20 protein-coding genes are annotated in these 24,026 nt (G+C 62.9%); 15 read left to right on the top strand and 5 right to left on the bottom strand.

Annotated features, from left to right (window positions below; translation table 11 throughout):
• Positions 1-102 precede the first annotated feature (102 nt).
• The 7 genes from xdhA to AC2FLX_RS01795 all read left to right on the top strand — a co-directional run bounded on the left by xdhA (position 103) and on the right by AC2FLX_RS01795 (position 9,400).
• Entirely contained in the window at positions 103-1,464 is a 1,362-nt protein-coding gene (xdhA, locus tag AC2FLX_RS01825) for a xanthine dehydrogenase small subunit (protein ID WP_496748152.1), read from the top strand.
• Entirely contained in the window at positions 1,461-3,782 is a 2,322-nt protein-coding gene (xdhB, locus tag AC2FLX_RS01820; RefSeq protein ID WP_496875368.1) for a xanthine dehydrogenase molybdopterin binding subunit, read from the top strand. Before xdhA ends, xdhB begins: the two co-directional genes overlap by 4 nt.
• Positions 3,772-4,707, top strand: coding sequence for a xanthine dehydrogenase accessory protein XdhC (xdhC, locus tag AC2FLX_RS01815; RefSeq protein ID WP_496811150.1), 936 nt, complete (start codon positions 3,772-3,774; stop codon positions 4,705-4,707). Before xdhB ends, xdhC begins: the two co-directional genes overlap by 11 nt.
• A complete protein-coding gene (locus AC2FLX_RS01810; RefSeq protein ID WP_496811151.1) occupies positions 4,704-6,221 on the top strand; it encodes an ABC transporter ATP-binding protein in 1,518 nt (505 codons plus the stop codon). The genes xdhC and AC2FLX_RS01810 overlap by 4 nt, the downstream gene beginning before the upstream one ends.
• A gap of 63 nt (positions 6,222-6,284) precedes the next feature.
• A complete protein-coding gene (locus tag AC2FLX_RS01805; RefSeq protein ID WP_496748158.1) occupies positions 6,285-7,367 on the top strand; it encodes an ABC transporter permease in 1,083 nt (360 codons plus the stop codon).
• Positions 7,368-7,370: 3 nt separating this feature from the next.
• Complete coding sequence (locus AC2FLX_RS01800) at positions 7,371-8,291, top strand: ABC transporter permease (protein ID WP_480747797.1); 921 nt, start codon at positions 7,371-7,373, stop codon at positions 8,289-8,291.
• Positions 8,292-8,326: 35 nt separating this feature from the next.
• Positions 8,327-9,400: a BMP family ABC transporter substrate-binding protein gene (locus tag AC2FLX_RS01795; RefSeq protein WP_480747798.1), complete on the top strand. Its 1,074-nt coding sequence runs from the start codon at positions 8,327-8,329 to the stop codon at positions 9,398-9,400.
• 51 nt (positions 9,401-9,451) lie between these two features.
• Here the strand turns inward: AC2FLX_RS01795 and AC2FLX_RS01790 are convergent, their stop codons facing one another.
• Both AC2FLX_RS01790 and AC2FLX_RS01785 read right to left on the bottom strand, forming a co-directional pair.
• Positions 9,452-10,687: an HlyD family secretion protein gene (locus AC2FLX_RS01790; RefSeq protein ID WP_496748161.1), complete on the bottom strand. Its 1,236-nt coding sequence runs from the start codon at positions 10,685-10,687 to the stop codon at positions 9,452-9,454.
• Entirely contained in the window at positions 10,680-11,102 is a 423-nt protein-coding gene (locus AC2FLX_RS01785; protein WP_480747800.1) for a hypothetical protein, read from the bottom strand. The genes AC2FLX_RS01790 and AC2FLX_RS01785 overlap by 8 nt, the downstream gene beginning before the upstream one ends.
• A gap of 118 nt (positions 11,103-11,220) precedes the next feature.
• Here AC2FLX_RS01785 and AC2FLX_RS01780 point away from each other — a divergent pair, with 118 nt between their 5' ends.
• The 8 genes from AC2FLX_RS01780 (at position 11,221) to AC2FLX_RS01745 (ending at position 17,802) form a co-directional block, all read left to right on the top strand.
• On the top strand, positions 11,221-12,156 hold the full coding sequence (locus AC2FLX_RS01780) for an aldo/keto reductase (RefSeq protein ID WP_496811152.1): 936 nt from the start codon (positions 11,221-11,223) through the stop codon (positions 12,154-12,156).
• Positions 12,153-13,226 carry an NAD(P)/FAD-dependent oxidoreductase gene (locus tag AC2FLX_RS01775; protein WP_496811153.1) on the top strand — a complete coding sequence of 358 codons (1,074 nt, stop codon included), beginning with the start codon at positions 12,153-12,155 and terminating at the stop codon, positions 13,224-13,226. Before AC2FLX_RS01780 ends, AC2FLX_RS01775 begins: the two co-directional genes overlap by 4 nt.
• Positions 13,223-13,876 (top strand): DUF938 domain-containing protein, encoded by a 654-nt coding sequence (locus tag AC2FLX_RS01770; protein WP_496811154.1) that lies wholly within the window; start codon positions 13,223-13,225, stop codon positions 13,874-13,876. The genes AC2FLX_RS01775 and AC2FLX_RS01770 overlap by 4 nt, the downstream gene beginning before the upstream one ends.
• Before the next feature lie 74 nt (positions 13,877-13,950).
• On the top strand, positions 13,951-14,286 hold the full coding sequence (locus tag AC2FLX_RS01765) for a carboxymuconolactone decarboxylase family protein (RefSeq protein ID WP_496748050.1): 336 nt from the start codon (positions 13,951-13,953) through the stop codon (positions 14,284-14,286).
• Positions 14,287-14,369: 83 nt separating this feature from the next.
• Positions 14,370-14,795 (top strand): EF-hand domain-containing protein, encoded by a 426-nt coding sequence (locus AC2FLX_RS01760; RefSeq protein WP_480747805.1) that lies wholly within the window; start codon positions 14,370-14,372, stop codon positions 14,793-14,795.
• 89 nt (positions 14,796-14,884) lie between these two features.
• Entirely contained in the window at positions 14,885-15,421 is a 537-nt protein-coding gene (locus AC2FLX_RS01755; protein ID WP_480747806.1) for a hypothetical protein, read from the top strand.
• 784 nt (positions 15,422-16,205) lie between these two features.
• Complete coding sequence (gene rsgA, locus AC2FLX_RS01750) at positions 16,206-17,042, top strand: ribosome small subunit-dependent GTPase A (RefSeq protein ID WP_480747807.1); 837 nt, start codon at positions 16,206-16,208, stop codon at positions 17,040-17,042.
• Positions 17,029-17,802 (top strand): VOC family protein, encoded by a 774-nt coding sequence (locus AC2FLX_RS01745; protein WP_496875367.1) that lies wholly within the window; start codon positions 17,029-17,031, stop codon positions 17,800-17,802. Before rsgA ends, AC2FLX_RS01745 begins: the two co-directional genes overlap by 14 nt.
• 175 nt (positions 17,803-17,977) lie before the next feature.
• Here AC2FLX_RS01745 and AC2FLX_RS01740 read toward each other — a convergent pair whose 3' ends face one another.
• The 3 genes from AC2FLX_RS01740 to ggt all read right to left on the bottom strand — a co-directional run bounded on the left by AC2FLX_RS01740 (position 17,978) and on the right by ggt (position 23,936).
• Positions 17,978-20,485, bottom strand: coding sequence for a GcvT family protein (locus AC2FLX_RS01740; protein ID WP_496811155.1), 2,508 nt, complete (start codon positions 20,483-20,485; stop codon positions 17,978-17,980).
• A gap of 170 nt (positions 20,486-20,655) precedes the next feature.
• Positions 20,656-22,053 carry an FAD-binding oxidoreductase gene (locus AC2FLX_RS01735; protein ID WP_496748038.1) on the bottom strand — a complete coding sequence of 466 codons (1,398 nt, stop codon included), beginning with the start codon at positions 22,051-22,053 and terminating at the stop codon, positions 20,656-20,658.
• Between the two features lie 89 nt (positions 22,054-22,142).
• Positions 22,143-23,936 (bottom strand): gamma-glutamyltransferase, encoded by a 1,794-nt coding sequence (gene ggt, locus AC2FLX_RS01730; RefSeq protein ID WP_496811156.1) that lies wholly within the window; start codon positions 23,934-23,936, stop codon positions 22,143-22,145.
• Between the last annotated feature and the right edge of the window lie 90 nt (positions 23,937-24,026).

Below are 24,026 nucleotides of genomic sequence, written 5' to 3'. Positions count from 1 at the left end.
GCTGTTTCTAACCTGAGACAAGACGATAAGCCCGCACCTCTTTCTACGTCGCATCGAAGGAGGGCAACTGGGGCCAACGGGGTAAGGCGACGGGTTTCACTCATGAAGATCACGTTTCTTCTGAACGGAGAGACTGTGGAGTTGGCGGATATTTCGCCAACCGCAACTCTGCTGGACTGGCTGCGCGAGGAACGCGGGCTGACCGGCACCAAGGAGGGCTGCAACGAAGGCGATTGCGGTGCCTGCACCGTCATGGTCACGGACGAGGATGGCGCCAAGGCGCTGAACTCGTGCATCCTATTTCTGCCGCAGCTGCACGGTAAGGCGGTGCGCACGGTCGAGGGGGCCTGCGGCCCGGATGGCCAGATGCACCCGGCGCAGGCGGCCATGGTCGAGCATCACGGCTCGCAATGCGGGTTCTGCACGCCCGGCTTCGTGATGTCGATGGTCGCCAGCCACGCCGAAGGCGCCACCGATCACGACACCCAGCTGGCCGGAAACCTGTGCCGCTGCACCGGCTATGCCCCGATAATCCGCGCCGCGGAAGCGATCGAGGCCCAACCGGTGCCGGTCTGGGTCAAGGACAAACCGGTTGCGACCAAGGCCACCTCGCCGATGATGCCCCGGTCATCGGACGAACTGGCCGAGGTCTATGCCGCCAACCCTGACGCGGTTCTGGTCGCAGGCGCGACCGATGTGGGCCTGTGGGTGACCAAGCAGTTGCGCGATCTGGACCCGGTGATCTTTCTGGCGGGCTGCGACGACCTGAAACGGATCGAGATCACCGATACGCAGGTGCGTTTTGGCGCGATGGTGGACATGAACCGGATGGGCGCGGCGATTGCCGGGCTGCATCCGTCTTATGCCGAGATGATCCGCCGCTATGCCAGCGTGCAGGTGCGCCATGCCGCCACCGTGGGCGGCAATATCGCCAATGGCTCGCCCATCGGTGACAACCCACCGGCGCTGATCGCGCTGGGGGCCACGCTGCATCTGCGCAAGGGCGATACCCGCCGCGACCTGCCGCTGGAAGAGTTCTTTATCGACTATGGCAAGCAGGACCGGGCCAAAGGCGAGTTTGTCGAGGCCGTCAGTTTTGCCCGTCAGGCGGACCGGCTGAAATGCTACAAGCTGAGCAAGCGGTTCGATCAGGATATCTCGGCCGTGTGCGGCTGTTTCAACATCACCGTCTCGGACGGCGTGGTAACCGGCGCGCGCATCGCCTTTGGCGGCATGGCGGGCATCCCGAAACGCGCCAGCGCCGTCGAGGCGGCACTGACCGGCAAGCCGTGGACGGAAACGACCGTCAGGGACGCCCTGCCCGCCTTTGACGACGATTTCACACCGCTTACGGACATGCGCGCCTCGGCCGAATACCGGCTGGAAACCGCGCGCGCGATGCTGGAGCGCTATTTCGCCGAGGATCAGGGCGAAGTGACCAACGTATTGGAGGTGACGGCATGAGCGTGACCAAACCGCTTCCCCATGACGCGGCGCCCCTGCATGTGGCGGGCACCGCGCGGTATGTCGATGACATCCCGACACCCAAAGGCACGCTGCATCTGGCCTTTGGCCAAAGCCCGATTGCCAAGGGCAGCATCACGTCGATGGACCTGTCGGCGGTGCGTGCGGCCACGGGCGTTGTTCTGGTGATGACGGCGGATGACCTGCCCTTTGCCAACGATGTCTCGCCCTCGATCCATGACGAGCCGCTGCTGTCGGACGGCAGCGTGAACTATGTCGGCCAGCCGGTGTTTCTGGTGGTGGCCACCAGCCATCTGGCGGCACGCAAGGCGGTGCGGCTGGGCAAGGTCGAATATGCCGAGGACACCCCGATTCTGACCGTCGAAGAGGCACTGGCCGCCGACAGCCGGTTCGAAGAAGGGCCGCGCATCTATGCCAAGGGCGATGCCGAGGCCGCCATCGCCACCGCGGCCCATGTCATCGAAGACACGTTCGAGATGGGCGGACAGGAGCATTTCTATCTGGAAGGTCAGGCCGCGCTGGCGGTGCCGAACGAGGGCGGTGACATGCTGGTGCACAGTTCGACCCAGCACCCGACCGAGATTCAGCACAAGGTGGCCGAGGCCCTGGGCGTGCCGATGCATGGCGTGCGCGTCGAGACCCGCCGCATGGGCGGCGGTTTCGGCGGCAAGGAAAGCCAGGGCAACGCGCTGGCCGTGGCCTGCGCCATCGCGGCGCGCGCCACCGGCCGCGCCTGCAAGATGCGCTATGACCGTGATGACGACATGGTCATCACCGGCAAGCGCCACGCCTTTCGTATTTCGTATCGGGCGGGCTTTGACGCAGAGGGTCACATACAGGGGGTCTCGTTCCTGCAATACGCGATCTGTGGCTGGGCGCAGGACCTGTCGCTGCCGGTTGCCGACCGGGCGATGCTGCATTCGGACAATGCCTATCTGCTGCCGAATGCGCGGATCGAAAGCCACCGGCTGAAGACCAACACCCAGTCCGCCACCGCCTATCGCGGGTTTGGCGGGCCACAGGGAATGGTCGCGATCGAGCGGGTGATGGACCACGCCGCACACGCGCTGGGGATCGACCCGGTCGAGCTGCGGCGGCGGAATTACTATGCCGCGCCATCGCAGGGGGGCGCTGGCTCCCGGAGCATTCCGGAAAAGATGAAGAACACCACGCCATACGGGATGGAGGTCGAGGATTTCGAGCTGCATGAAATGACCGAGGCGCTGCTGGCCTCGTCGGATTATGCCGCGCGCAAGGCGGCGGTGGAGAAATGGAACGCCGAGAACCGGGTGGTCAAGAAAGGCATCGCCTTTTCGCCGGTGAAATTCGGGATTTCGTTCACGCTGACGCACCTGAATCAGGCCGGCGCGCTGGTGCATGTCTATCAGGACGGCTCGGTGCATCTGAACCATGGCGGCACCGAGATGGGACAGGGCCTGTTCCAGAAGGTGGCGCAGGTGGCGGCCAGCCGGTTCGGCATTCCGCTGGAGGCGATCAAGATCACCGCGACCGACACCGCCAAGGTGCCGAATACTTCGGCAACGGCGGCCTCGTCGGGCAGCGACCTGAATGGCATGGCGGTCAAGGCGGCTTGTGACACGATCCGCGACCGGATGGCCGATTTCCTGGCCGAGCGGCATCAGGCCGATCCGCAATCGGTGCGCTTTGGCGATGGCCATGTCGAGGTGGGCGAGGCCCGCTATACCTTTGCCGAGGCGGCGGCGCTGGCCTATCAGGGCCGGATCAGCCTGTCGGCGACCGGGTTCTACAAGACCCCCAAGATCGAATGGGACCGGATCAAGGGCCATGGGCGGCCATTCTATTACTTCGCCTATGGCGCGGCCATTACCGAAGTGGCGGTGGACACGCTGACCGGTGAAAACCGCATTCTGCGCACCGATATCCTGCATGATGCGGGTGCCTCGCTGAACCCGGCGCTAGACAAGGGACAGGTCGAGGGCGGCTATGTACAGGGCGCGGGCTGGCTGACCACCGAGGAACTGGTCTGGGACGGCAAGGGGCGGCTGACGACGCATGCGCCCTCGACCTACAAGATCCCGGCCTGTTCGGACCGGCCCGACATTTTCAACGTGTCGCTTTGGGACGGACAAAACCGCGAGGACACGATCTATCGCTCGAAAGCGGTGGGCGAACCGCCCTTCATGCTGGGCATCTCGGCCTGGCTGGCGCTGTCGAACGCGGTGGCGGCCTGCGGCAAGGCTTACCCGGCGCTGGACGCGCCCGCCACGGCGGAAGAGATCTGGCGCGGCATCAGGAGGGTGCGCGATGGGATTTGATCGGGAGGCTTTGAGGGAGGCGGTCAAGATCCACGGGCGCGTGGTGCGGGTGGTCATTGCCGCCATCCGGGGATCATCGCCCCGCGAGGTGGGGGCCGCGATGCTGGTCTGGGATGGTGGCCAGTCGGGCACCATCGGCGGTGGAACGCTGGAGTTTCAGGCGGCCGAAGCGGCGCGCGGGCAGCAAAGCCCCGCAAGGCTGAGCCAGCATGCGCTGGGCCCCGACCTCGGGCAATGCTGCGGCGGTGCGGTCACCCTGCTGAGCGAGGTTTATGACCTGGCGGCGGTGGACCGGCTGGAGGAGACGGTGATCGCGCGAACGCCCGGTGGCAGCGCCATGCCGCTGGCGGTCAAGCGCGTGCTGGCAAAGGCACGCGGTCAGGGCGTTCGGCCCGAACCGCAACTGGTCGACGGCTGGATGATCGAGCCGGTGCACCAGCGCGCGCGCAAGCTGTGGATCTGGGGTGCGGGCCATGTGGGCCGGGCGCTGGTCGACGTATTGTCGCCACTGCCCGATCTGGCAATCACCTGGGTCGATACCGGGCCGGAGCGGTTTCCCGAAGCGATCCCCGCAGGGGTGACGGCGGTACCAGTGGCCAAGCCGGCGGAGCTGGTGCGCCATGCACCGCGCGACGCCGAGCATCTGGTGTTGACTTATTCGCACAATCTGGACCTGGAGCTGTGCAACCGTTTGCTTTTGCACGATTTCCGCTTTGCCGGGCTGATTGGTTCGGCTACCAAGTGGGCGCGGTTCAGATCGCGGCTTGCCGCGCTGGGCCATGCGCCCGAGCGGATCGGCCGGATCACCTGCCCGATTGGCGACCCCGCCTTGGGCAAACATCCGCAGATGATCGCGGTGGGTGTGGCGGCACGAATGCTGCGCCCCGCAATGCAGAACGACTTGAAGAAGGATCTGAGCGCGTGACCACACCACTTTTGAGATTGCAGGGGCTGACCAAGGCCTATCCCGGCGTCGTGGCCAACGACAACGTCTCGTTCGATATCGGCGAGGGCGAGGTGCACGCGCTGCTGGGGGAAAACGGCGCGGGGAAATCCACGCTGGTGAAAATGATCTATGGGCTGGTGAAGCCCGACAGCGGCACCATGCTGTTGCGCGGGCAGACCTATGCCCCGCCCGAACCGCGCGCGGCGCGCGCCGACGGGATCGCGATGGTATTCCAGCATTTCTCGCTGTTCGATGCGCTGAATGTGGCGGAAAACATCGCGTTGGGGATGGAGAACCCGCCGCAGATGAGCGATCTGGCCTCGCGTATCCGCGAGGTGTCGGAAACCTATGGCCTGCCGCTGGACCCGTACCGGACGGTTGGTGACTTGTCGGCGGGCGAACGCCAGCGGGTCGAGATCATCCGGTGCCTGTTGCAGGACCCCAAGCTGCTGATCATGGACGAACCTACGTCGGTGCTGACTCCACAGGAGGTCGATATCCTGTTCGAGACGCTGCAAAAGCTGCGCTCGGAGGGCACCTCGATCCTCTATATCTCGCACAAGCTGGAAGAGATCCGCACGCTGTGTGACCACGCCACCATTCTGCGGCTGGGCAAGAATGTGGGCGAATGCGTGCCAAAGGATACCTCGGCACGCGACATGGCGGAAATGATGGTCGGCACGGCCCTGCAGACGCCGGAACGGTCCGGGCGCGAGTTCGGCGAGGTGGCGCTGGATATCAGCGGGCTGAGCGTGCCGTCGCCCACTGAATTCGGAACCGCACTGAAAAACCTGCACATGACGGTGCACAAGGGCGAAGTTCTGGGTATCGGCGGGGTTGCCGGCAACGGGCAGGACGAATTGCTTGCCGTTCTGTCGGGCGAAATCCTGACGGCCGCCGATGCGGTGAAAATGGCCGGTCAGCCGATCGGCAGGCTGGGGCCGACCGCAAGGCGCAAGCTGGGTCTGCTGACGGCGCCCGAAGAGCGTCTTGGCCATGCGGCGGCGCCCAACATGAGCCTGACAGAGAATGCCCTGCTCACCGGATCGGTGCGCGAAGGGCTGGAAAGCAACGGTTTTCTGAAATGGGCGGAAACCCAGAGCTTTGCCGAGAAGATCATCAAGGAGTTCGACGTGCGCACTCCGGGGCCTGACAATGCGGCCCGGTCGCTGTCGGGCGGAAACCTGCAGAAATTCGTGATTGGCCGCGAAGTGCTGCAAAATCCCGACGTGCTGGTGGTCAACCAGCCGACCTGGGGCGTCGATGCCGCCGCCGCGGCGGCGATCCGGCAGGCGATCCTGGATCTGGCGGCCAAGGGGGCCGCGGTGGTCTGCATCAGTCAGGACCTGGATGAGCTGATGGAAATATCGGACAGCTTTGCCGCCCTGAACGAGGGCCGCCTGAGCGCGCCGCGCACCACCGCGGGCCTGACGGTGGACGAAATCGGCCTGATGATGGGCGGCGCCCATGGCATGGAGGTGGCCCATGTCTGAGAGATTCAGCCGCCGCTGGCGGGCGTTTTTTCAAAAAGATGAAATCAATGGGGGGATGAGCAGATGATCGTGCTGGAGAAACGGCCGCAGCCGTCACAGGCCTGGTCGATGGCGACGCCGCTGGTTGCGGTGCTGGCGACAATGGTGTTCGGCGGGCTGCTGTTCGCCGCGTTGGGCAAAAACCCGGTCGAGGCGATCAAGACCATTTTCTGGGATCCGCTGTTTGGCGAGTTCGCGTTCTTCTATCGCCCGCAACTGCTGGTAAAGGGTGCGCCGCTGGTGCTGATCGCCATCGGCCTTTCGCTGGGATTTCGCGCCGGTATCTGGAACATCGGGGCCGAAGGCCAATACATCATGGGCGCCATTTTCGGCGCCGGTGCGGGGCTGGCCTTTTACCCGATGGAGGCCTTTTACATCTTTCCGATCATGGTGATCGCCGGCGCATTCGGCGGCTGGCTCTGGGCGATGATCCCGGCCTTTCTGAAGGTGCGTTTCGGCACCAACGAGATCCTCGTCTCGCTGATGCTGGTCTATGTGGCCGAACAGATGCTGGCCTCGGTCTCGCTGGGTCTGTTGAAGAACCCCGAAGGGTTCGGCTTTCCCGGCTCGCGCAACCTGCAATCCTATGCCAGCGCGCATAACGCCGAGATCTTTGCCGGATCGGGCATGCACTGGGGTGTGGTCGCGGCCTTTGTCGCGGTGATCTTTGCCTATGTGCTGCTGAACCGTCACATGACCGGGTTCCACATCCGGCTGACCGGCGAAGCGCCGCGCGCCGCGAAATTCGCAGGTGTCAACCCGGCGCGGCTGATCCTGTTCTGCCTTGGAATGTCGGGGGCGCTGGCTGGGCTTGCCGGACTGTTCGAGGTGGCCGGCCCATCGGGGCAGATCTCGATCGACTTCAACGTCGGCTATGGCTTTACCGCGATCATCGTGGCCTTTCTGGGCCGCCTGCATCCGGTGGGCATCCTGCTGGCTGGGGGCCTGATGGCGCTGACCTATATCGGCGGCGAGATCGCCCAGGGCAGCCTGGGCCTGCCAGCCGCCGCGATCCAGGTGTTCCAGGGGATGCTGTTGTTCTTCCTGCTGGCGCTTGATCTTCTGACCAACTACCGCGTTCGCGCGGCCCGCAAAGAGGTGGCCTGATCCATGGACCTGTCTGCAATCAATCCCGTCCTGCTGGTGGCCTCGCTGATGGTCGCCGCCACCCCGCTGCTGCTGGCCGCCATTGGCGAACTGGTGGTGGAAAAAGCGGGGGTTCTGAACCTTGGCGTCGAAGGCATGATGATCGTCGGCGCGATCTGCGGCTTTGCCATCTCGGTCGAAACCGGCTCGCCCTGGCTGGGCTTTGTCGCGGCGGCCATCGGCGGCGCGATCCTGTCGCTGCTGTTCGTGATCCTGACCCAGATCGCGCTGGCCAACCAGGTTGCCAGCGGTCTGGCGCTGACCCTGTTCGGTCTGGGCCTGAGCGCGCTGATGGGGCAATCCTATGTCGGCATCAAACCGCCGCAGATGGGGCGGCTGGACATTCCCGTCCTCAGCGATCTGCCGGTCGTGGGCCCGATTCTGTTCAGCCACGACCTTATCCTCTATCTCGGCATCGCGTTGATCGCGGCGGTCTGGTACGTGCTGAAATACACCCGCGTCGGCCTGATCCTGCGCGCGGTGGGCGAAAACCACGATGCCGCCCATGCGCTGGGTTACAAGGTGATCAAGATCCGCATTCTGGCAATCATGTTCGGCGGCGCCTGCGCCGGTCTGGGCGGGGCCTATATCAGCCTCATCCGCGTACCGCAGTGGACCGAGGGCATGACGGCGGGCGTCGGCTGGATCGCGCTGGCGCTGGTGGTCTTTGCCAGCTGGAAACCGTGGCGCGTGCTGCTGGGGGCCTATCTGTTTGGCGGCGTGACCGTGGTGCAGCTGAACCTGCAGGCGGCGGGCGTTGCCATCCCGGTCGAGTATCTGGCAATGTCGCCCTATCTCATCACGATCCTTGTGCTTGTGATCCTTTCGGCCGACAAGAGCAGCGCGCCTGCCTCGCTCGGCCGGTCCTTCCACGCCACTCATTAAGAGTGGCCAACTGAACCAACTTGGGGAGTAACCACATGAAAATCACTTCACTTCTGGCAACAGCCGCAGTGGCGATCGGTCTGGCGACCGGCGCCGTTGCGCAGGACAAGACCAAGGTCGGTTTCGTCTATGTCGGCCCGGTGGGCGACGGCGGCTGGACCTATGAGCACGACAAGGGCCGCCAGGCCGTCGAAGCCGAGTTCGGCGACAAGGTCGAAACGGTATTTGTCGAATCGGTACCCGAAGGCCCGGACGCCGAGCGGGTGATGACCCAGATGGCACTGGAAGGGGCCGACCTGATCTTCACCACCTCGTTCGGCTACATGGACCCGACAATCAACGTGGCCAAGAAATTCCCGAACGTGAAATTCGAACACGCCACCGGGTACAAGACCGCGCCGAACGTGTCGGTCTATTCCGCCCGCTTCTATGAAGGCCGCGCGGTGCAGGGCCATATTGCGGGCAACATGACGCAATCGAACATCGTCGGCTATATCGGCTCCTACCCGATCCCCGAAGTGATCCGGGGCATCAACTCGGCCTATATCCACGCCAAGAAGGTGAACCCGGATGTCGAGTTCAAGATCGTCTGGGCCTATACCTGGTTCGACCCGGCGAAAGAGGCCGACGCCGCCAAGGTGCTGATCGAACAGGGCGCCGACGTGATCCTGCAGCACACCGATTCGACCGCACCGCAGGCCGCAGCGCAGGCCGCGGGCAACGTGATCACCTTTGGCCAGGCCTCGGACATGAGCGAATACGCTCCCAAACCGCGTGTCTCCTCGATCATCGACAACTGGGCGCCCTACTATATCGCGCGCACCAAGGCGGTGATGGACGGCAGCTGGGAAACCGTGAACACCTGGGACGGCATCGGCGCAGGCATGGTTGGCATCGGTGAGATCACGGACGCGGTTCCGGCCGAAGTCAAGGCCTCGGCGCTGGCGCTGAAGGACTCGATCGCCGACGGCTCCTACCACCCGTTCACCGGCCCGCTGAAGAAGCAGGACGGCTCCGACTGGCTGGCCGAGGGCGAGACCGCCGATGACGGCACGCTGGCCGGCATGAACTTCTATGTCGAAGGCATCGAAGGCGACATTCCGCAGTAACGTTCCAAGCGACCGCAAAACCAAGGCCCGCCGATACCCGGCGGGCCTTTTTCAATGCCCGCTCAGCACCAGCGTCTTGACGGGCAGAAGCAGCACCTGGATACGCAGAAGGATCGCGTGGACCAGACCCACCGTGTCGACCACATGCAGGTATGCCCAGCGCCCGGTGCTCAGATCCTCGTGGTGCAGGATGTCGTGGTTGTTGGTATAGGCGTTGGCCATGCAGGTCGAACCTGCGGGTATGCCGTCGGCCTGGCCCTCATAGATCGGCTCCATGAATACGGTCACGGTTCCCGGGCGCGGATAATCCTGCGGATCGACCAGTTGATCGCTTGGCCGCAGCTGGCCCGACGGCACCACATCCTGAATCCCGACAATGACCATCGGAATGACCGTGAAGGGTTTTGCCAGACAGGCCATTTCCGCATACATGCCCGGCTTGATCACGCTGGCGCTGATTTGCGGGAACCCGGCGACATAGCGGTGGCGGTCGATGAATTCCCTGGGCACCAGAATTCCGGCGGGGCGCAGGATCGGATTGATGTAATCGCCCACTTGCAGCGTGAACTGTTCGATCGTCCCCGAGACGCCCGCATAGACGGATGTCTTGGCAAGCTCGGCCTCTGCCTGTTCCAGCGCGGCATTTGCGCTGGCCAGCTGCGCCGGGATCAGCACGCGAATGTTTTCCTCGACCGCCTGTTGCTGCGCCCGGGCCGCAGAAAGTTCACCCTCGCGGATATCCACCAGATTTGTGAAACGTTCGACCTCTTTTTCCCGCGCAGCGCTCGATCCGCGATCCAGCAGTTCCTGCTCGCGTGCCAGATCGTCATTGGCCTGCTGCAACGATGCCTCGGCCCGCGCGACCGAGCCCATGGCGGCGGCAAGATCAGCCTGTGCCACGACCTTGGAGGCCTCGACCTCTTCGACCTTGCGCCCGGCCGTTTCAACCGCTGCCTGCTGGCTGGCATCGTCCAGCCGGAACAGCAGCGTGCCTGCCTCGACGAACTGGTTGTTCTCGACATGCACCTCGGACACACGCCCGCCGGTTTCGGGCAGGATCGTCACCGTGCGAAAGAAAGACTGCACGGAGGTGGCCGACGGATGATAGAAAAACACCAGCGTGATCAGGGAAATGGTCAGAACCGCACAGAGCGTTATGCCATGCCGCAACTCGTACCACATCGAGAAGAAGGTGATCTCATGCCCCCAGCGCTTGCCCTGGCGATAGCGGCGATAGAGATAATCGGGCAGGATGGTGACAAGCGAACAGATCAGAAGCTCAAACATCGCGCTGACCCTCCTCTGCCTGGGGCTGCGGCTCCGCCTGTTCCGGCGCGGCCGCGGCCCCGCCCGGTATGCGGCTGAGGATGCCGCTGAGCGACGACGCCATCGACTGCAGCGGGGTCAGGAAATCGGGCATCCGGAATGCCGCGATCAACAGCGCCGCGACCCAGAAGATGTTGTTATGCGTGAACAGTGCGATCAGGGCGAGGATGCCGATGACCTGGAATTGTGTGTGATTGCCGTGATGCGCCATTCGCTCGGGCAGGGAGTGCAGCGTGAAATACATCGCGCCGATGAACACGATCAGTCCGATGGTCACGATGGCGACGCCGATGAAAAGCGGATCGCTGCCATCGGGACCGGGCATGTAACCGGGTATATGTGCGGTTGCGATCGGGTGCAGTGCCTGACTGTCCACGTTCTCTCCCCCTGAGATGTTCTTTTGCGCACTATGGGACGCCGCATCGAGCAAAGGCAAGTTATCGCGAAAAATCTTAGCTCTTTCCCACCCAGCACCGGCATGCAATGGTCCGGCCATGACCACCAGACTGACCACCCCCGACGGAACCCCGATCAGCCGGTTCGCCTTTGGCACGATGCAATTTGGCGGGCGCGCGGACGCCGCCGAAAGCCGCAGGATGTATGAGGCCAGCCGCGCCGCGGGCATCACCCATTTCGACACTGCCTTTGTCTATACCGACGGTCAGGCCGAGACGCTTCTGGGTGAGATGATCATGCAGGATCGCGACAGGCTGATGATCGCGACCAAGGTGGGCTATGACAGTGCAAAGCCCGACAATATCCGGGCGCAGTTCGACACCTGCCGCAGGCGGCTGAACCTCGACATGGTGGATGCGCTGTACCTGCACCGCTTCGATCCCGGCACCGATCTGGCCGAGACACTGGCCTGTTTTGCCGAGTTCAAACGAAAAGGGCAGATCCGCTATATCGGCCTGTCCAACTTTGCCGCATGGCAGGTGATGAAGGCCGCGGGCGTCGCCTCCGGGTTCGACCTGCGTATCGACCTGTTGCAGCCGATGTACAATCTGGTCAAACGCCAGGCCGAGGTCGAGATCCTGCCCGCCTGCGCCGATCAGGGCATCGCGGTTGCGCCCTATTCCCCACTGGGCGGGGGGTTGTTGACCGGCAAATACGCCAATTCGGGTCAGGGGCGGCTGACCGAGGACAAGGGGTATGCCGTGCGGTATGGGCAAAGCTGGATGTACGACACCGCACGGGCGCTGGCCGATCTGGCGGCAGAGCTGGGAACCCACCCGGCGACCCTTGCGGTAGCGTGGGTCGCGGCCAATCCGGCGGGCCTGCTGCCGATCATCTCGGCGCGCAGCGCGGAACAGCTTGCGCCCTCGCTGGCGGCGATTTCGGATGAATTGTCACCCGAACTTTACACGCGGATCGCCGCGCTGAGCCAAACACCGCCGCCCGCCACCGACCGCACGGAGGAACAGGCATGATCGATTTTCTGGTGATCGGCGGCGGAATTGCCGGGCTGAGCGCGGGTGCGCGGCTGTCCGAGCATGGCTCGGTCACCGTGCTGGAGGCCGAGGACGCGCTGGGCTATCACACGTCAGGCCGGTCGGCGGCCCTGTTCGAGCCGAATTATGGCCTGCCGCCGGTGGTCGCCCTGAGCATGGCCAGCACGGAATACCACACCACGGCAAACGGCGGTTACCTGAGCCCGCGCGGTCTGATGCTGATTGGCGGGCACGATCAGAGGACGCAATTCGATGCCGACTGTCTGGATCTCGGGCTGGAGCCGATCGGGCTGGACGACGCCTTTGCGCGCGTGCCCATCCTGAATCCCGATACTGTCGCATTTGCCGCCTATTGCGGCCGGGCGCAGGATATCGACACCGACCGGATGCTGCAGGATTTCGCGCGGCAGATCCGCGCCAATGGCGGGTCGGTTCTGACCCGGAAACAGGTGACCGGTATCGTCAGTGACGGTCATTGGCGGGTCGACGCCAACGGCCGGTATGAGGCCCGCACACTCGTGAATGCTGCCGGAGCCTGGGCGGATCAGATCGCCCGCTTGGCCGGGATCGATCCCATCGGCATCACACCCTGCCGCCGCTCGATGGCGCGCCTGCCCGCGCCGGGCGGGCATGACGTGACCGGCTGGCCCCTGCTGATGGGGGTTGGCGAGACGTGGTATGCCAAGCCTGACGCGGGAAAGCTGCTGGTCTCGCCCGCCGATGCCGATCCGGTTGAACCGCATGACGCCTATGCCGACGACATGGTTCTGGCCGAGGGGCTGGCGCGGTACGAAGAAATGGTCACCGAACCGGTGACGCGGGTCGAAACCAACTGGGCCGGGTTGCGCAGCTTTGCCCCCGACAAATCGCTGGTGCTGGGCCCCGACCCGGCCCGGCCAAGCTTTGTCTGGTGCGCCGGTCAGGGCGGGTACGGGTTTCAATCCGCCCCTGCCGCGTCGCGACTGGTGGCGGATCTGACCGTCGGCAACGCGCCGGAACTGGAGTCACAGGTGGTCGCCGCGCTGCGGCCGGACAGGTTGCGGTCATGACCCGGCGCAAGCTGCCCGCGAATGCCGGCGTTGCCGAACAGGGCGACGGCGCAAGGCTGGTGGCGCCGGCCGCCAGCCGCAACGCGCAGGCGCTGTGCGACCTGCTGGCCCATGTGGCGCCGAGCCAAGGCAAGGCGCTGGAACTGGCCAGCGGCACCGGACAGCATGTTGCCGCCTTTGCCGAGCGGTTTCCGCAGACCACATGGCAGCCGACCGAGGTCGACGCCGAGCGCCGGGCCAGCATCGACGCCTATGCTACGGATCTGGCGAATGTCCTGCCCGCGCGGAACCTGAATGCGACGGCCGGGGGGTGGGGCTCCCGCCACGGCGGGCAGAACCTGATCATCCTGATCAACCTGCTGCACCTCATCAGCCAGCCCGAAACCACGGCGCTGATCCGCGAGGTTGCAGCGGCCCTTGCCCCCGGTGGGCGATTCGTTCTGTACGGGCCGTTCATGCGCGCCGGAGAGCTGACCAGCGAGGGCGATGCCAGGTTCCACGCGGCCCTGACCGCGCAGGACCCCGAGATCGGCTACAAGGACGATTTCGACATGATCGACCTGATCCAGGCCTCGGGCCTTGAGATGGTCGAAGTGGTGGAGATGCCCGCAAACAACCTCGCCCTGATCGCGGAAAGGCCCCGCACCTGATCAAGATCAAGGAGACGGCCCGGTCAGCGCCCTACACATGCAAACAATGATATGTTTGCAAAGGGGCACCCTGCATGAACTGGCAAGAGAAACTGTCCGCAACCCGGTCCGGCCTGCGGAACCTGAACGGGGCTATCCCCGACACCGCGCGCGCCTTCGGGGCTTTGGGCAAGGCCGTCAAGGAAGGCGGCACGCTGGATTACAAGACCAAGGAATACGTAGCGCTTGGCATCTCGGTGGCGGTTCGGTGCGAACCCTGCATCTCGTTGCATGTCGAGGCATTGGTCAATGCGGGCGCGTCGCGGGAAGAGGTCGCCGACGTTCTGGCCATGTCGATCCAGATGGGTGGCGGGCCGTCGATGATGTATGCGGCCAAGGCCCTGGAATGTTTTGATGAACTGACCGGATGACCTGCGTCATTCTGGCAGCGCCGGATATCCGGCGCTGATCCGTTTCACATTCAGGGCATGAAAACGAAAAGGAAGATCACGCCATGAAACCCGCATTGCTAGCAGGACCTGCATTCATTCTGGTGGTTGGATTTGCACTGGCCGAAACGCCGGTTCCGGGCGCACATTTCATCGAGAACTGGGACAACGACGGGGACGGTGCCGTGTCATTGGAAGAAGCCCGCGAAAAGCGCGCGGACGTGTTCTATATGTTCGACGCGGACGAGAATCAGGTGCTGGACCCCTCGGAATACGACCTGTTCGACGAAACCCGCGCAGCAGACATGGCGGCCAACGACGCCCCACAGGGGCTGAAAGGCCCGGTGAACGGCCTGCGCCGCGAATTCAACGACGTCGATGGCGACGGATCGGTCAGCCAGGAAGAATTCCTGAACGGCACCGAAAGCTGGTTTGCCAAGGTCGACAAGGATGGTGACGGTCAGGTCACATCGGCCGATTTCGGGGGGTGAAGGGGCAGCAAGGCAAATTGAGGTTTGGAAGCCCTCGGATGATCTGAAGGCGGTTTTATGGTACACTCCTGATTGGGAGTATACCTGCCATGAAGACCATAGCCGCCATTCTGCTGATCTTGCTGTCTTCGCAAGTGCTGGCACAACAAGACCCGATCAGGGGGCGCATGATCTGCGAGGTGCTGGCCAATCGCTTTGTCCCCACTCACGGTGACCGCTCGGACACACATGTTGGTCAGGCCGAGGAGTATTCACCCGGCGCGACGTTCATCGTCGATTACACTCATGACCCGGCCACCGGCCTGTCGATCTATATGGGCGAGCCGGACAGGGCGAATGTCCTGATCGAAGAGCCGTTTCCGGCAAGCAGCTTCAAGGGCGTGTCGAGCATCACCAACAAGGCCGAATATCGCACCGCGTTCAGCGAAGTGTCGCTTGGAAAGTACTCGGTGAACTACAAGGGCCACGATCAGCTGAACATCAAGCGATGCAAGGGCGACGCCTGGGAGGGCCACTTTGTCCGGACCTATGTCAGCGGACAGTTCACACAGGTCGTCTCGCTGACCTGCCATCCTTATGTGAACGCCATGGACGACGTGCTGGCCCGCCTGAAGCTGTTGAATTAAGTCAAAGCATTACGCAACGGATTGAGGGTGCGTGGTTTCGGTCGCCATCTAGTTAAATACGGCGCCGTCGACCAACTGGAGGTTGCTACCTGAATCGGTCATTGGGGTGCCTGGTTCAAACGGACGTTGATAAGAAACGGTCAACCCGGGTCTGAGAACACAAGCTGTACGACCTCGACACGGCGGCACCACACGCGGAACGACTTGGCAATTGCGAAACCAAATCAGAGGCGGGTCAGCGAACGAAACGCTTATTCCTTTCCTCTGGTCGATTAACCGCTCTCTTGAATGTACGGAACGGTCTTTGTCACATGCATACGGTTGCGTCTGGCATCATTTGAACCTATACAGCCGCCATCCGAAATGGAGATTTCATGTCCCGGTAAGGAAGGGAGGCAGTGAGCCTCCCGGTGCAAATCCAACCTCGATAGATGACGCCGTCACTCTTTTTTTGACGGCGACTGTTGGGTTGCAATCTTTTTCCAAACCATCAGCGCCCAAGCCCAACTTGCGGCCAAGACATGAAAGTTGACACGCAATGATACGGGATTATTCCCATTTCCTTTCACCGCGCCAAAGTGACACCGATATCAAGGCAAAACTCAGCCCTCTTCAGGCACTGGGTTGGAAGCCCTTCTTCGCCCAGCAAATAAGCGTCGACGAATTGGCCGCGACACCACCAGTCCGGGTGGTCGAAATACATCGCAACGCGGTACACGTCATTGGCGAGAACATTGAAACAATGCTTCCGCCCAGACACGATGTAACTGTCGGAGACTGGCTGATGCTGGACCCGGATCGCCCGAGGTCCAGTCAGGTGCTCGGGCGTCAAAGCCTCATCAAACGACGCGCACCTGGCACCGACCGCCAGGAACAACTGATCGCTGCAAACATCGACACGGCCTTCATCGTCACGTCTTGCAATCAGGACTTCAACATTGCCCGGCTCGAACGCTATGTCGCACTGGCGTTCGAGGCAAGGATCACGCCGGTTATCGTGCTCACGAAGACCGACCTGGCTACAGACCCGCAACGCTACATCGACGCGGCCCGTGCTGTGTCGGACCTGATCGACATAGTTGCACTCGATGCTCGTGGCAGCGCGCCCCGGGCGGAACTCGCCGACTGGTGCAAGCCGGGCAAGACGGTGGCTTTCCTCGGTTCGTCCGGAGTCGGGAAGTCGACGCTGACCAATTCGCTGCTCGACAGCCAAGCCATCGAAACCAAGGCCATCCGCGAGGATGACGCAAAAGGTCGGCACACCACGACAAGGCGCGAGCTTCATCCGATGCCCAATAGCTGTCTGATTCTGGACACCCCTGGTATGCGGGAGTTGCAGCTCACCAACGCGGTTCAGGGGATCAGTAACCTTTTCTCCGATATCCAGGAGTTGGCCGCAAACTGCCGTTTCAAGGATTGTCAGCACAGAACCGAACCGGGGTGCGCCGTTCTGGAGGCTATCGAAGAAGGTGCCCTAGATGCTTCGCGGCTGGAAAGATGGCGCAAACTCTTGGCCGAAGACGCGTTTAACTCTGCCAGCCTCGCCGAACGCAGGTCACGCGACAAGGCCTTCGGTAAGATGGTCCGAAGCGTCAAGAAGCACAAAGATGTCAGGAGATAGGATGATGACGCAGTCGAAAGTCGGTCAAATCGTATGGCATGATCTCTTCACGTCTGACAGGAAGCGCTCGATGGCATTCTACCAGCGTATCACCAATTGGACGTACCAGATCGAGCGGGCAACGGATTTTGCCTGGGGTGGCGGTGAGAAGGATTTTGTCCTGGCCTTTTCCGATGACGAAGCAGGCGCCGGACTTGCCGAAACCCCGTCCAAGCAGTCGAATGGTTGGATCGCCTACACCGAAGTCCCGGATGTGGACGTGGCGGTGGAGCGCGCCAAAACGCTTGGAGGAACGAACGTCCGGGCCCCATTCGAGGTACCAGGCGTTGGGCGCAATGCGCTCATTCGAGATCCACTCGGAGCGCTTCTGGGGATTTCACTATCCAGGCATGGTTTCCCGGTGCCTTGCCGACAATTCGGCCCCGAGGTCTACTTCACCGAAGAGAAAGAATTCCCGGAACTGTTCTACGCCGAGCTCTTTGGCTGGCGAGTCTGTCCCAAGAGGGAACAGGAAGATGTTACCATAATCGGACCGTCGGGCACCCCGGTCGCTACGCAACATCGAAGGCATCGACCAGACGGTTCGACGGCAACATGGGTTCCAAGCATCAGGGTCAAGTCAACCAAAGATGCTTGCCACCTTGCCGAAGACAATGGGGCGCGTCGGGTAAGTGACAGCGAAACAATGGCTGGAAAACGCCGCAAGGTCGTCTTTAGTGATCCGGACGGCGCATTTTTTTCACTGATCGAAGAGCTCTAGCGATCCTTGCTCACCAGATGGGACTTTGAGAGCGTTCAATTCTTCGCTTTTCAGCATCTGCCAGATGTAGGCTGGAACCGCTCATCGAAATCGGTCAGTGCAACCGTTGCGTCGCCATCGGTTGGCTGTTGCCCAGAAAGGCAAAGGCCCCGGATCTCTCCGGGGCCTTGTTTGATCAGCCGTCCTTGCGGATGACTTCGTTCTTGGGATCATAGGGGCTGTCGCAGGTGACGACCGCATCCCACAGCTTGTCCTGGATCTTGACCTGCAGCCTGGTGCCTTCCACTGCGTAGTCGGGCTTCACGTAGCCCATGCCGATGGATTTCTCGAACGCCACCGAGTAGCCGCCCGAGGTCAGGCGGCCCACACGGGTGCCGTCTTCGGCATAAAGCGCCTCGCGGCCCCAGGGATCGGCATCGGCAGGGCCGTCGATCAGCAGGGTGCAGCATTTGACGCGGACGCCGGTCTCTTCCAGTTTGGCTTTGCCGTTGAAGTCCTTCTCCAGATCAACAAAGCGCGGCAGGTCGGCTTCCAGCGGGGTCGCGTCGCGGCCCAGTTCGTTACCGAAGGCGCGATAGGATTTCTCCTGGCGCAACCAGTTCTGGGCGCGTGCCCCCACCAGCTTCATGCCGTGCTTCTCGCCAGCCTTCTCCAGCAGGTCGAACAGGTAGTTCTGCATCTCGATCGGGTGATGCAGCTCCCAGCCCAGCTCGCCGGTATAGGCCACGCGGATCGCGTTCACCGGGCACATGCCCAGTTCGATCTGCTTGGCCGACAGCCACGGGAATCGCTTGTTCGACAGCGCGGTTGCCGGATCGGCGTCGACGATCACCTCTTTCAGCACATCACGCGATTTCGGCCCGGCGATGGCGAAGACACCCCACTGGGTGGTCACGTCCTGGATCTCGATATAGCCGAACTCTTCCATCTTGTCTTCGGCGGCCTTGCGCAGGAAGTCCGCGTCATACTCGGACCAGGCACCGGCAGAGACCAGATAGTAGTTGTTCTCGCCGTTGCGGACGATGGTGTATTCGGTGCGGGTGGTGCCGTGCGAGGTCAGCGCATAGGTCAGGTTGATGCGGCCGACCTTGGGCAGCTTGTTGCAGGTGAACCAATCCAGGAACTGGGTGGCACCCGGGCCTTTGACGACGTGCTTGGTGAACGCGGTCGCGTCGATCAGGCCAACACCGTTGCGGATCGCCTTGGCTTCTTCGACGGCATATTGCCACCAGCCGCCACGGCGGAAGGAGCGGGTGTCGTGGTCGAAGTTTTCCGGTGCGTCCAGCGGGCCATAATAGTTGGGGCGTTCCCAGCCGTTGACCCAGCCGAACTGTGCACCGCGGGCCTTCTGGCGGTCGTAGGCGGGCGCGGTACGCAGCGGACGGCAGGCCTGACGCTCTTCGTCCGGGTGGTGCAGGATATAGACGTGCTCATAGCACTCTTCGTTCTTGCGGGCCGCGAATTCGGTGGTCATCCAGTTCGACGAATATCGCTTGGGGTCGAGCGACGCCATGTCGATCTCGGCCTCGCCGTCCACCATCATCTGCGCCAGGTAATAGCCGGTGCCGCCCGCGGCGGTGATGCCAAAGCTGAAACCCTCGGCCAGCCACATGTTGCGCAGGCCCGGTGCCGGGCCGACCAGCGGGTTGCCGTCGGGGGTATAGCAGATCGGGCCGTTGAAATCGTCCTTGAGGCCGCTTTCGGCACAGGACGGCACGCGTTCGGCCATCGCCATGTACTGTTCGGCAATCCGGTCCAGTTCCAGCGGGAACAGATCGGCGCGGAAGCTGTCGGGCACGCCATGTTCGAACCGCGCGGGCGCGCCGTGTTCATAAATGCCCAAAATCCAGCCGCCGCGCTCTTCGCGGGCGTAGGATTCGTTGTCAGCGTCGCGCACGACGGGGTGCTCCGGGTTGCCCGCTTCGCGCCATTTGACCAGCTCGGGGTCCTTGTCCATGACGATAAAGGTGTGTTCGACCGGGATCGCGGGCATCTTGATGCCCAGCATCTTGGCGGTGCGCTGCGCATGGTTGCCGCTGGCAGTCACGACATGCTCGGCGGTGATCACCACCTGCTCGTCCGAAGGCACCAGGTTGCCGCCCTGCTCGACCATCTTGGTGCAGGTGACCTCCCAATGGGTGCCGTTCCAGTGAAAGGCATCGGCCTGCATCTTGCGCACGATATCGACACCGCGCTGGCGGGCACCCTTGGCCATCGCCTGGGTCACGTCAGCGGGGTTAATATAGCCATCCTCGGTGTGATAGATCGCGCCCTTCAAGTCGCCCGTTTCGATCAGTGGCCAGCGCTCCTTGATCTGGTCCGGGGTCAGCCACTCGTATTTCACGTCGCAGGTTTCGGCGGTCGAGGCATAGAGCATGTATTCGTCCATACGCTCTTGCGTCTGCGCCATGCGCAAGTTGCCAACGACGGCGAAACCGGCGTTCAGCCCGGTTTCCTCTTCCAGCGTCTTGTAGAAATCGACCGAATATTTGTGAATGTGGGTGGTCGCGTAAGACATGTTGAAGAGCGGCAGCAGACCCGCCGCGTGCCATGTCGAACCCGAGGTGAGTTCGTCCCGCTCGATCAGCATGACGTCGTCCCAGCCCGCCTTGGCCAGGTGATAGGCAATCGAGGTCCCGACGGCACCACCGCCGACGACCAGTGCTTTGACTTGGGTTTTCATTTGCCCGCTCTCCGGATTGAGTCTGTTTGGGATGGTTTATGCCGAACGGCAGGGCACAGCGCCAAGTCCATCCGACTTAAAATTGCGCAAAACCGACCTAGGCCACTCACAAGCCGACGATTGACGGCTTGCAGCGCCGGCAAGGGCGCGAAACTCGCGGCTTTGCAAAGTTAGAGAATCTTGCCCGGGTTCATGATGTTGTCGGGATCAAGCGCCGCCTTGACCGCTTTCATGTAAAGCGTGGCCGGGCCGAGTTCTTTTTCGAGATAGGGCTTTTTGCCCTGCCCGATTCCATGCTCACCCGTGCAGGTTCCGTCCATCGATATCGCCAGTTCGTTCAGCCAGCCGACAAAGGTTTCGGCCTTGGCAACCTCGTCGGGATTGGCCATGTCCAACAGCACGAGCGTGTGGAAATTCCCGTCACCGACATGGCCGACGACGGGGGCCAGCAGCCCAAGCTCTGCCGTCTTGGCCTGTGCCATGGTCACCGCTTCGGCCAGCCGCGAGATCGGAACGCAGACATCGGTGGAAATCCCCTGCGCCCCCGGACGCAGTTGCAGGCACGCCCAGTACATGTCGTGGCGCGCCTGCCAGAGCTTGTTGCGGTCTTCGGTCGAGGTGGTGGCGGCAAAATCGGTGCCGCCGAATTCCTCGGCGATGGCCCCGAATGTTTCCGCCTGTTCGACCACCCCGGCCTCGGAGCCGTGAAATTCCAACAGCAGCAGCGGCGTTTCCGGCAGGTCCAGCCTGGAATAGGCATTGGCGGCGGCAACCGAAAGCTCGTCCAGAAGCTCGATCCGGGCCACCGGAATGCCGTATTGGATCGTCGTCATCACCGCGCGGCAGGCGGCATCGACCGAGGGAAAGGAACAGCGAGCCGAACTGATCGCCTCGGGGATGCCCTGCAGGCGCAGGGTGATTTCGGTGATCAGGCCAAGCGTCCCCTCGGAGCCGATCAGCAGGCGGGTCAGGTCGTAACCTGCCGAGGATTTCCTGGCGCGGGTGCCGGTGCGGATGATCCGGCCATCGGGCATCACCGCCTCAAGGCTCAGGATGTTGTCCTTCATCGTCCCGTAGCGCACCGCGTTGGTGCCCGAGGCGCGCGTCGCGGCCATGCCGCCCAGCGAGGCATTGGCGCCGGGATCGATTGGAAAGAACAGGCCCTGATCGCGAAGGTAGGTGTTCAGGTCCTCGCGGGTGACGCCGGGTTGAACCACGCAATCCAGATCCTCGGCATGAACCGCAAGAACCTTGTTCATTCGCATCAGATCAACCGAAATCCCGCCAGCGGGCGCGTTTACATGCCCTTCCAGCGAGGTGCCGGTGCCGAAGGCAATGACCGGAACCCTGTGTCGGGCGCAGGTCTTGACGATGTCCGAAACTTCCGACGTGGTTTCGGGAAACACCACCGCGTCGGGGGACTGGTTGTTGATCCAGGTCGTCGTGTGGCCGTGTTGTTCGCGGATCGATGCACCGGTCTGCAACCTGTCGCCAAATCGTTGTTTCAGGATGCCGATGACGGTTTCTATGCCGGTCTCGTTGCGTGGCAGCGCCGTGGCCTGAACCATGGTGTTTCTCCCCTTTGCGGTCTGCGTGACCGCCCCGCATTGCTACGAAACGTGCGCGTCGCGGACAATACCCACAACCCGGTAGCGGTTCATTCGCCCAGCGCGATGCCTTCGCGACGCGGGTCCGCCCCGCCTTTCAGCACCTCGCCGATCTCGATGGCGTGCAGGCCAGAGGTCAGATCGCGCGCGTTGACCTCATAGCCCAGCGCGGTCAGCGGTTCGGTCAGTTCGGTCGCGGCGGTGTCCTGTTCCACGTCATAGGTGCCAAATCGGTTGACCAGATGCGGCAGGGCCAACGCCTGTTGCACATCCATGCCCCAATCCGCCCACGCGATGATGGATTTGGCCACATAGCCGATGATCCGGCTGCCGCCCGGAGAGCCGATGGCCAGCACCGGCTTGCCGTCCTTCATCACGATGGTCGGGCTCATCGATGAACGTGGCCGCTTTCCGGGTTCCAGCCGGTTGGCGATGGGTACACCGTCAGCATGGGTGCGGAACGAAAAATCGGTCAATTCGTTGTTGAGCAGAAACCCGTTCGTCATCAGGCGCGAGCCAAAGCCGTTTTCGATCGTCGTGGTCATCGACAGGACATTGCCCTGCGCGTCCACGATCGAAATATGCGAGGTGGACGGAAATTCGATCGATTGATCATCGGCCCAGATCAGGGCGTGATCGAATTCGGGAGTACCGGGGGCCACGTCGGACAGGGCCGCGCCGGTGTCCAGCAGCGCGCCGCGCCCGCTCAGATAGGCGGAATCGACCAGCCCCTTGGTCGGCATCGGCACGAAATCACTGTCGGCCATGTACCGGCCCCGATCCGCAAAGGCGAGGCGTGAGGCATCGCCGATCAGCCGCCACGCTTCGGCGCTGGTTGGACCAAGCGCTGCCAGATCATAGCTGTCGAGCATCCCCAGGATCTGTCCCACCGTCAGCGCCCCCGACGAAGGCGGCCCCATGCCACAGACCTCATAGGCGCGATAGGCAGCGCAGACCGGCGCACGCTCGATCACCTGATAGAGCACCAGATCGACACCGGACAGGACACCGGGATTGCCGGGGGCAGAGCGTACGGCGCTGACGATGCCCGCCGCGATGTCACCGCCGTAAAACCCCGCCGATCCCTCGGCGGCCAGTGTTCGCAGGGTTTCGGCATAGGCAGGGTTTTTCAACGTGTCGCCTTCGGCAACGGGCTGCCCACCCGGCAGGAAATAGTCGGCAGTTGCCGGGAACCGGGCCAGCCGCTCGGCATCGGCGGCAACCAGACCGGCGAGGCGCGGAGAGACGGCAAAACCGCCATCGGCCAGCCCGATCGCATCATCGAACAGCGACGGCCACGGCTTGCCGCCCCAGCGGCGGTGCGCCGCCTCCAGCAGCGCGGGCGTGCCGGGGGTGCCGACGGACAGACCGCCGACAACCGCATCGAAGAACCCCAGCGGTTCACCATTTTCGTCCTGAAACAAGGTCGGCGTCGCCGCGCGCGGCGCGGTTTCGCGGGCGTCCAGCGTGGTCAGCTCGCCGCTTGCAGCGTCATACCAGACAAGGAACGCCCCGCCGCCCAACCCCGAGGATTGCGGCTCGACCAGCCCCAGAACGACCTGCACCGCCACCATCGCATCGGCCGCCGTGCCACCCGCGCGCAGCACCCGCGCCCCGGCTTCGACCGCCAGTGGATTGGCGGCCGCCACCATCCAGTTCGCTGCCTCGACCGGTTGACCGGCGTCCTTGGCCGCCAGAGCATCCTTTGCGGCCTGCGACAGCGTCTCGACCTGACCCGAGGTTGCCAGTTCCGGGGCCACGGCATCAGCGGTCTGCTGCGCCAAAGCCGGCGAAACCGACAGCATGGCGGCCATGAAATAACTGGAAATACAGTGTGTGCGCATGTTTTCCTCCTGACAATCAGACTGTGCAAATACCCTTGACCGGCGCCGCAGAACGGCCCGGCCTGTCAACAAAACCAAAACGCCCGGCAC

The sequence above is a fragment of the Ruegeria sp. YKSF57 genome (assembly GCF_059612585.1).
This window is presented reverse-complemented; position numbering and strand designations above follow the sequence as displayed.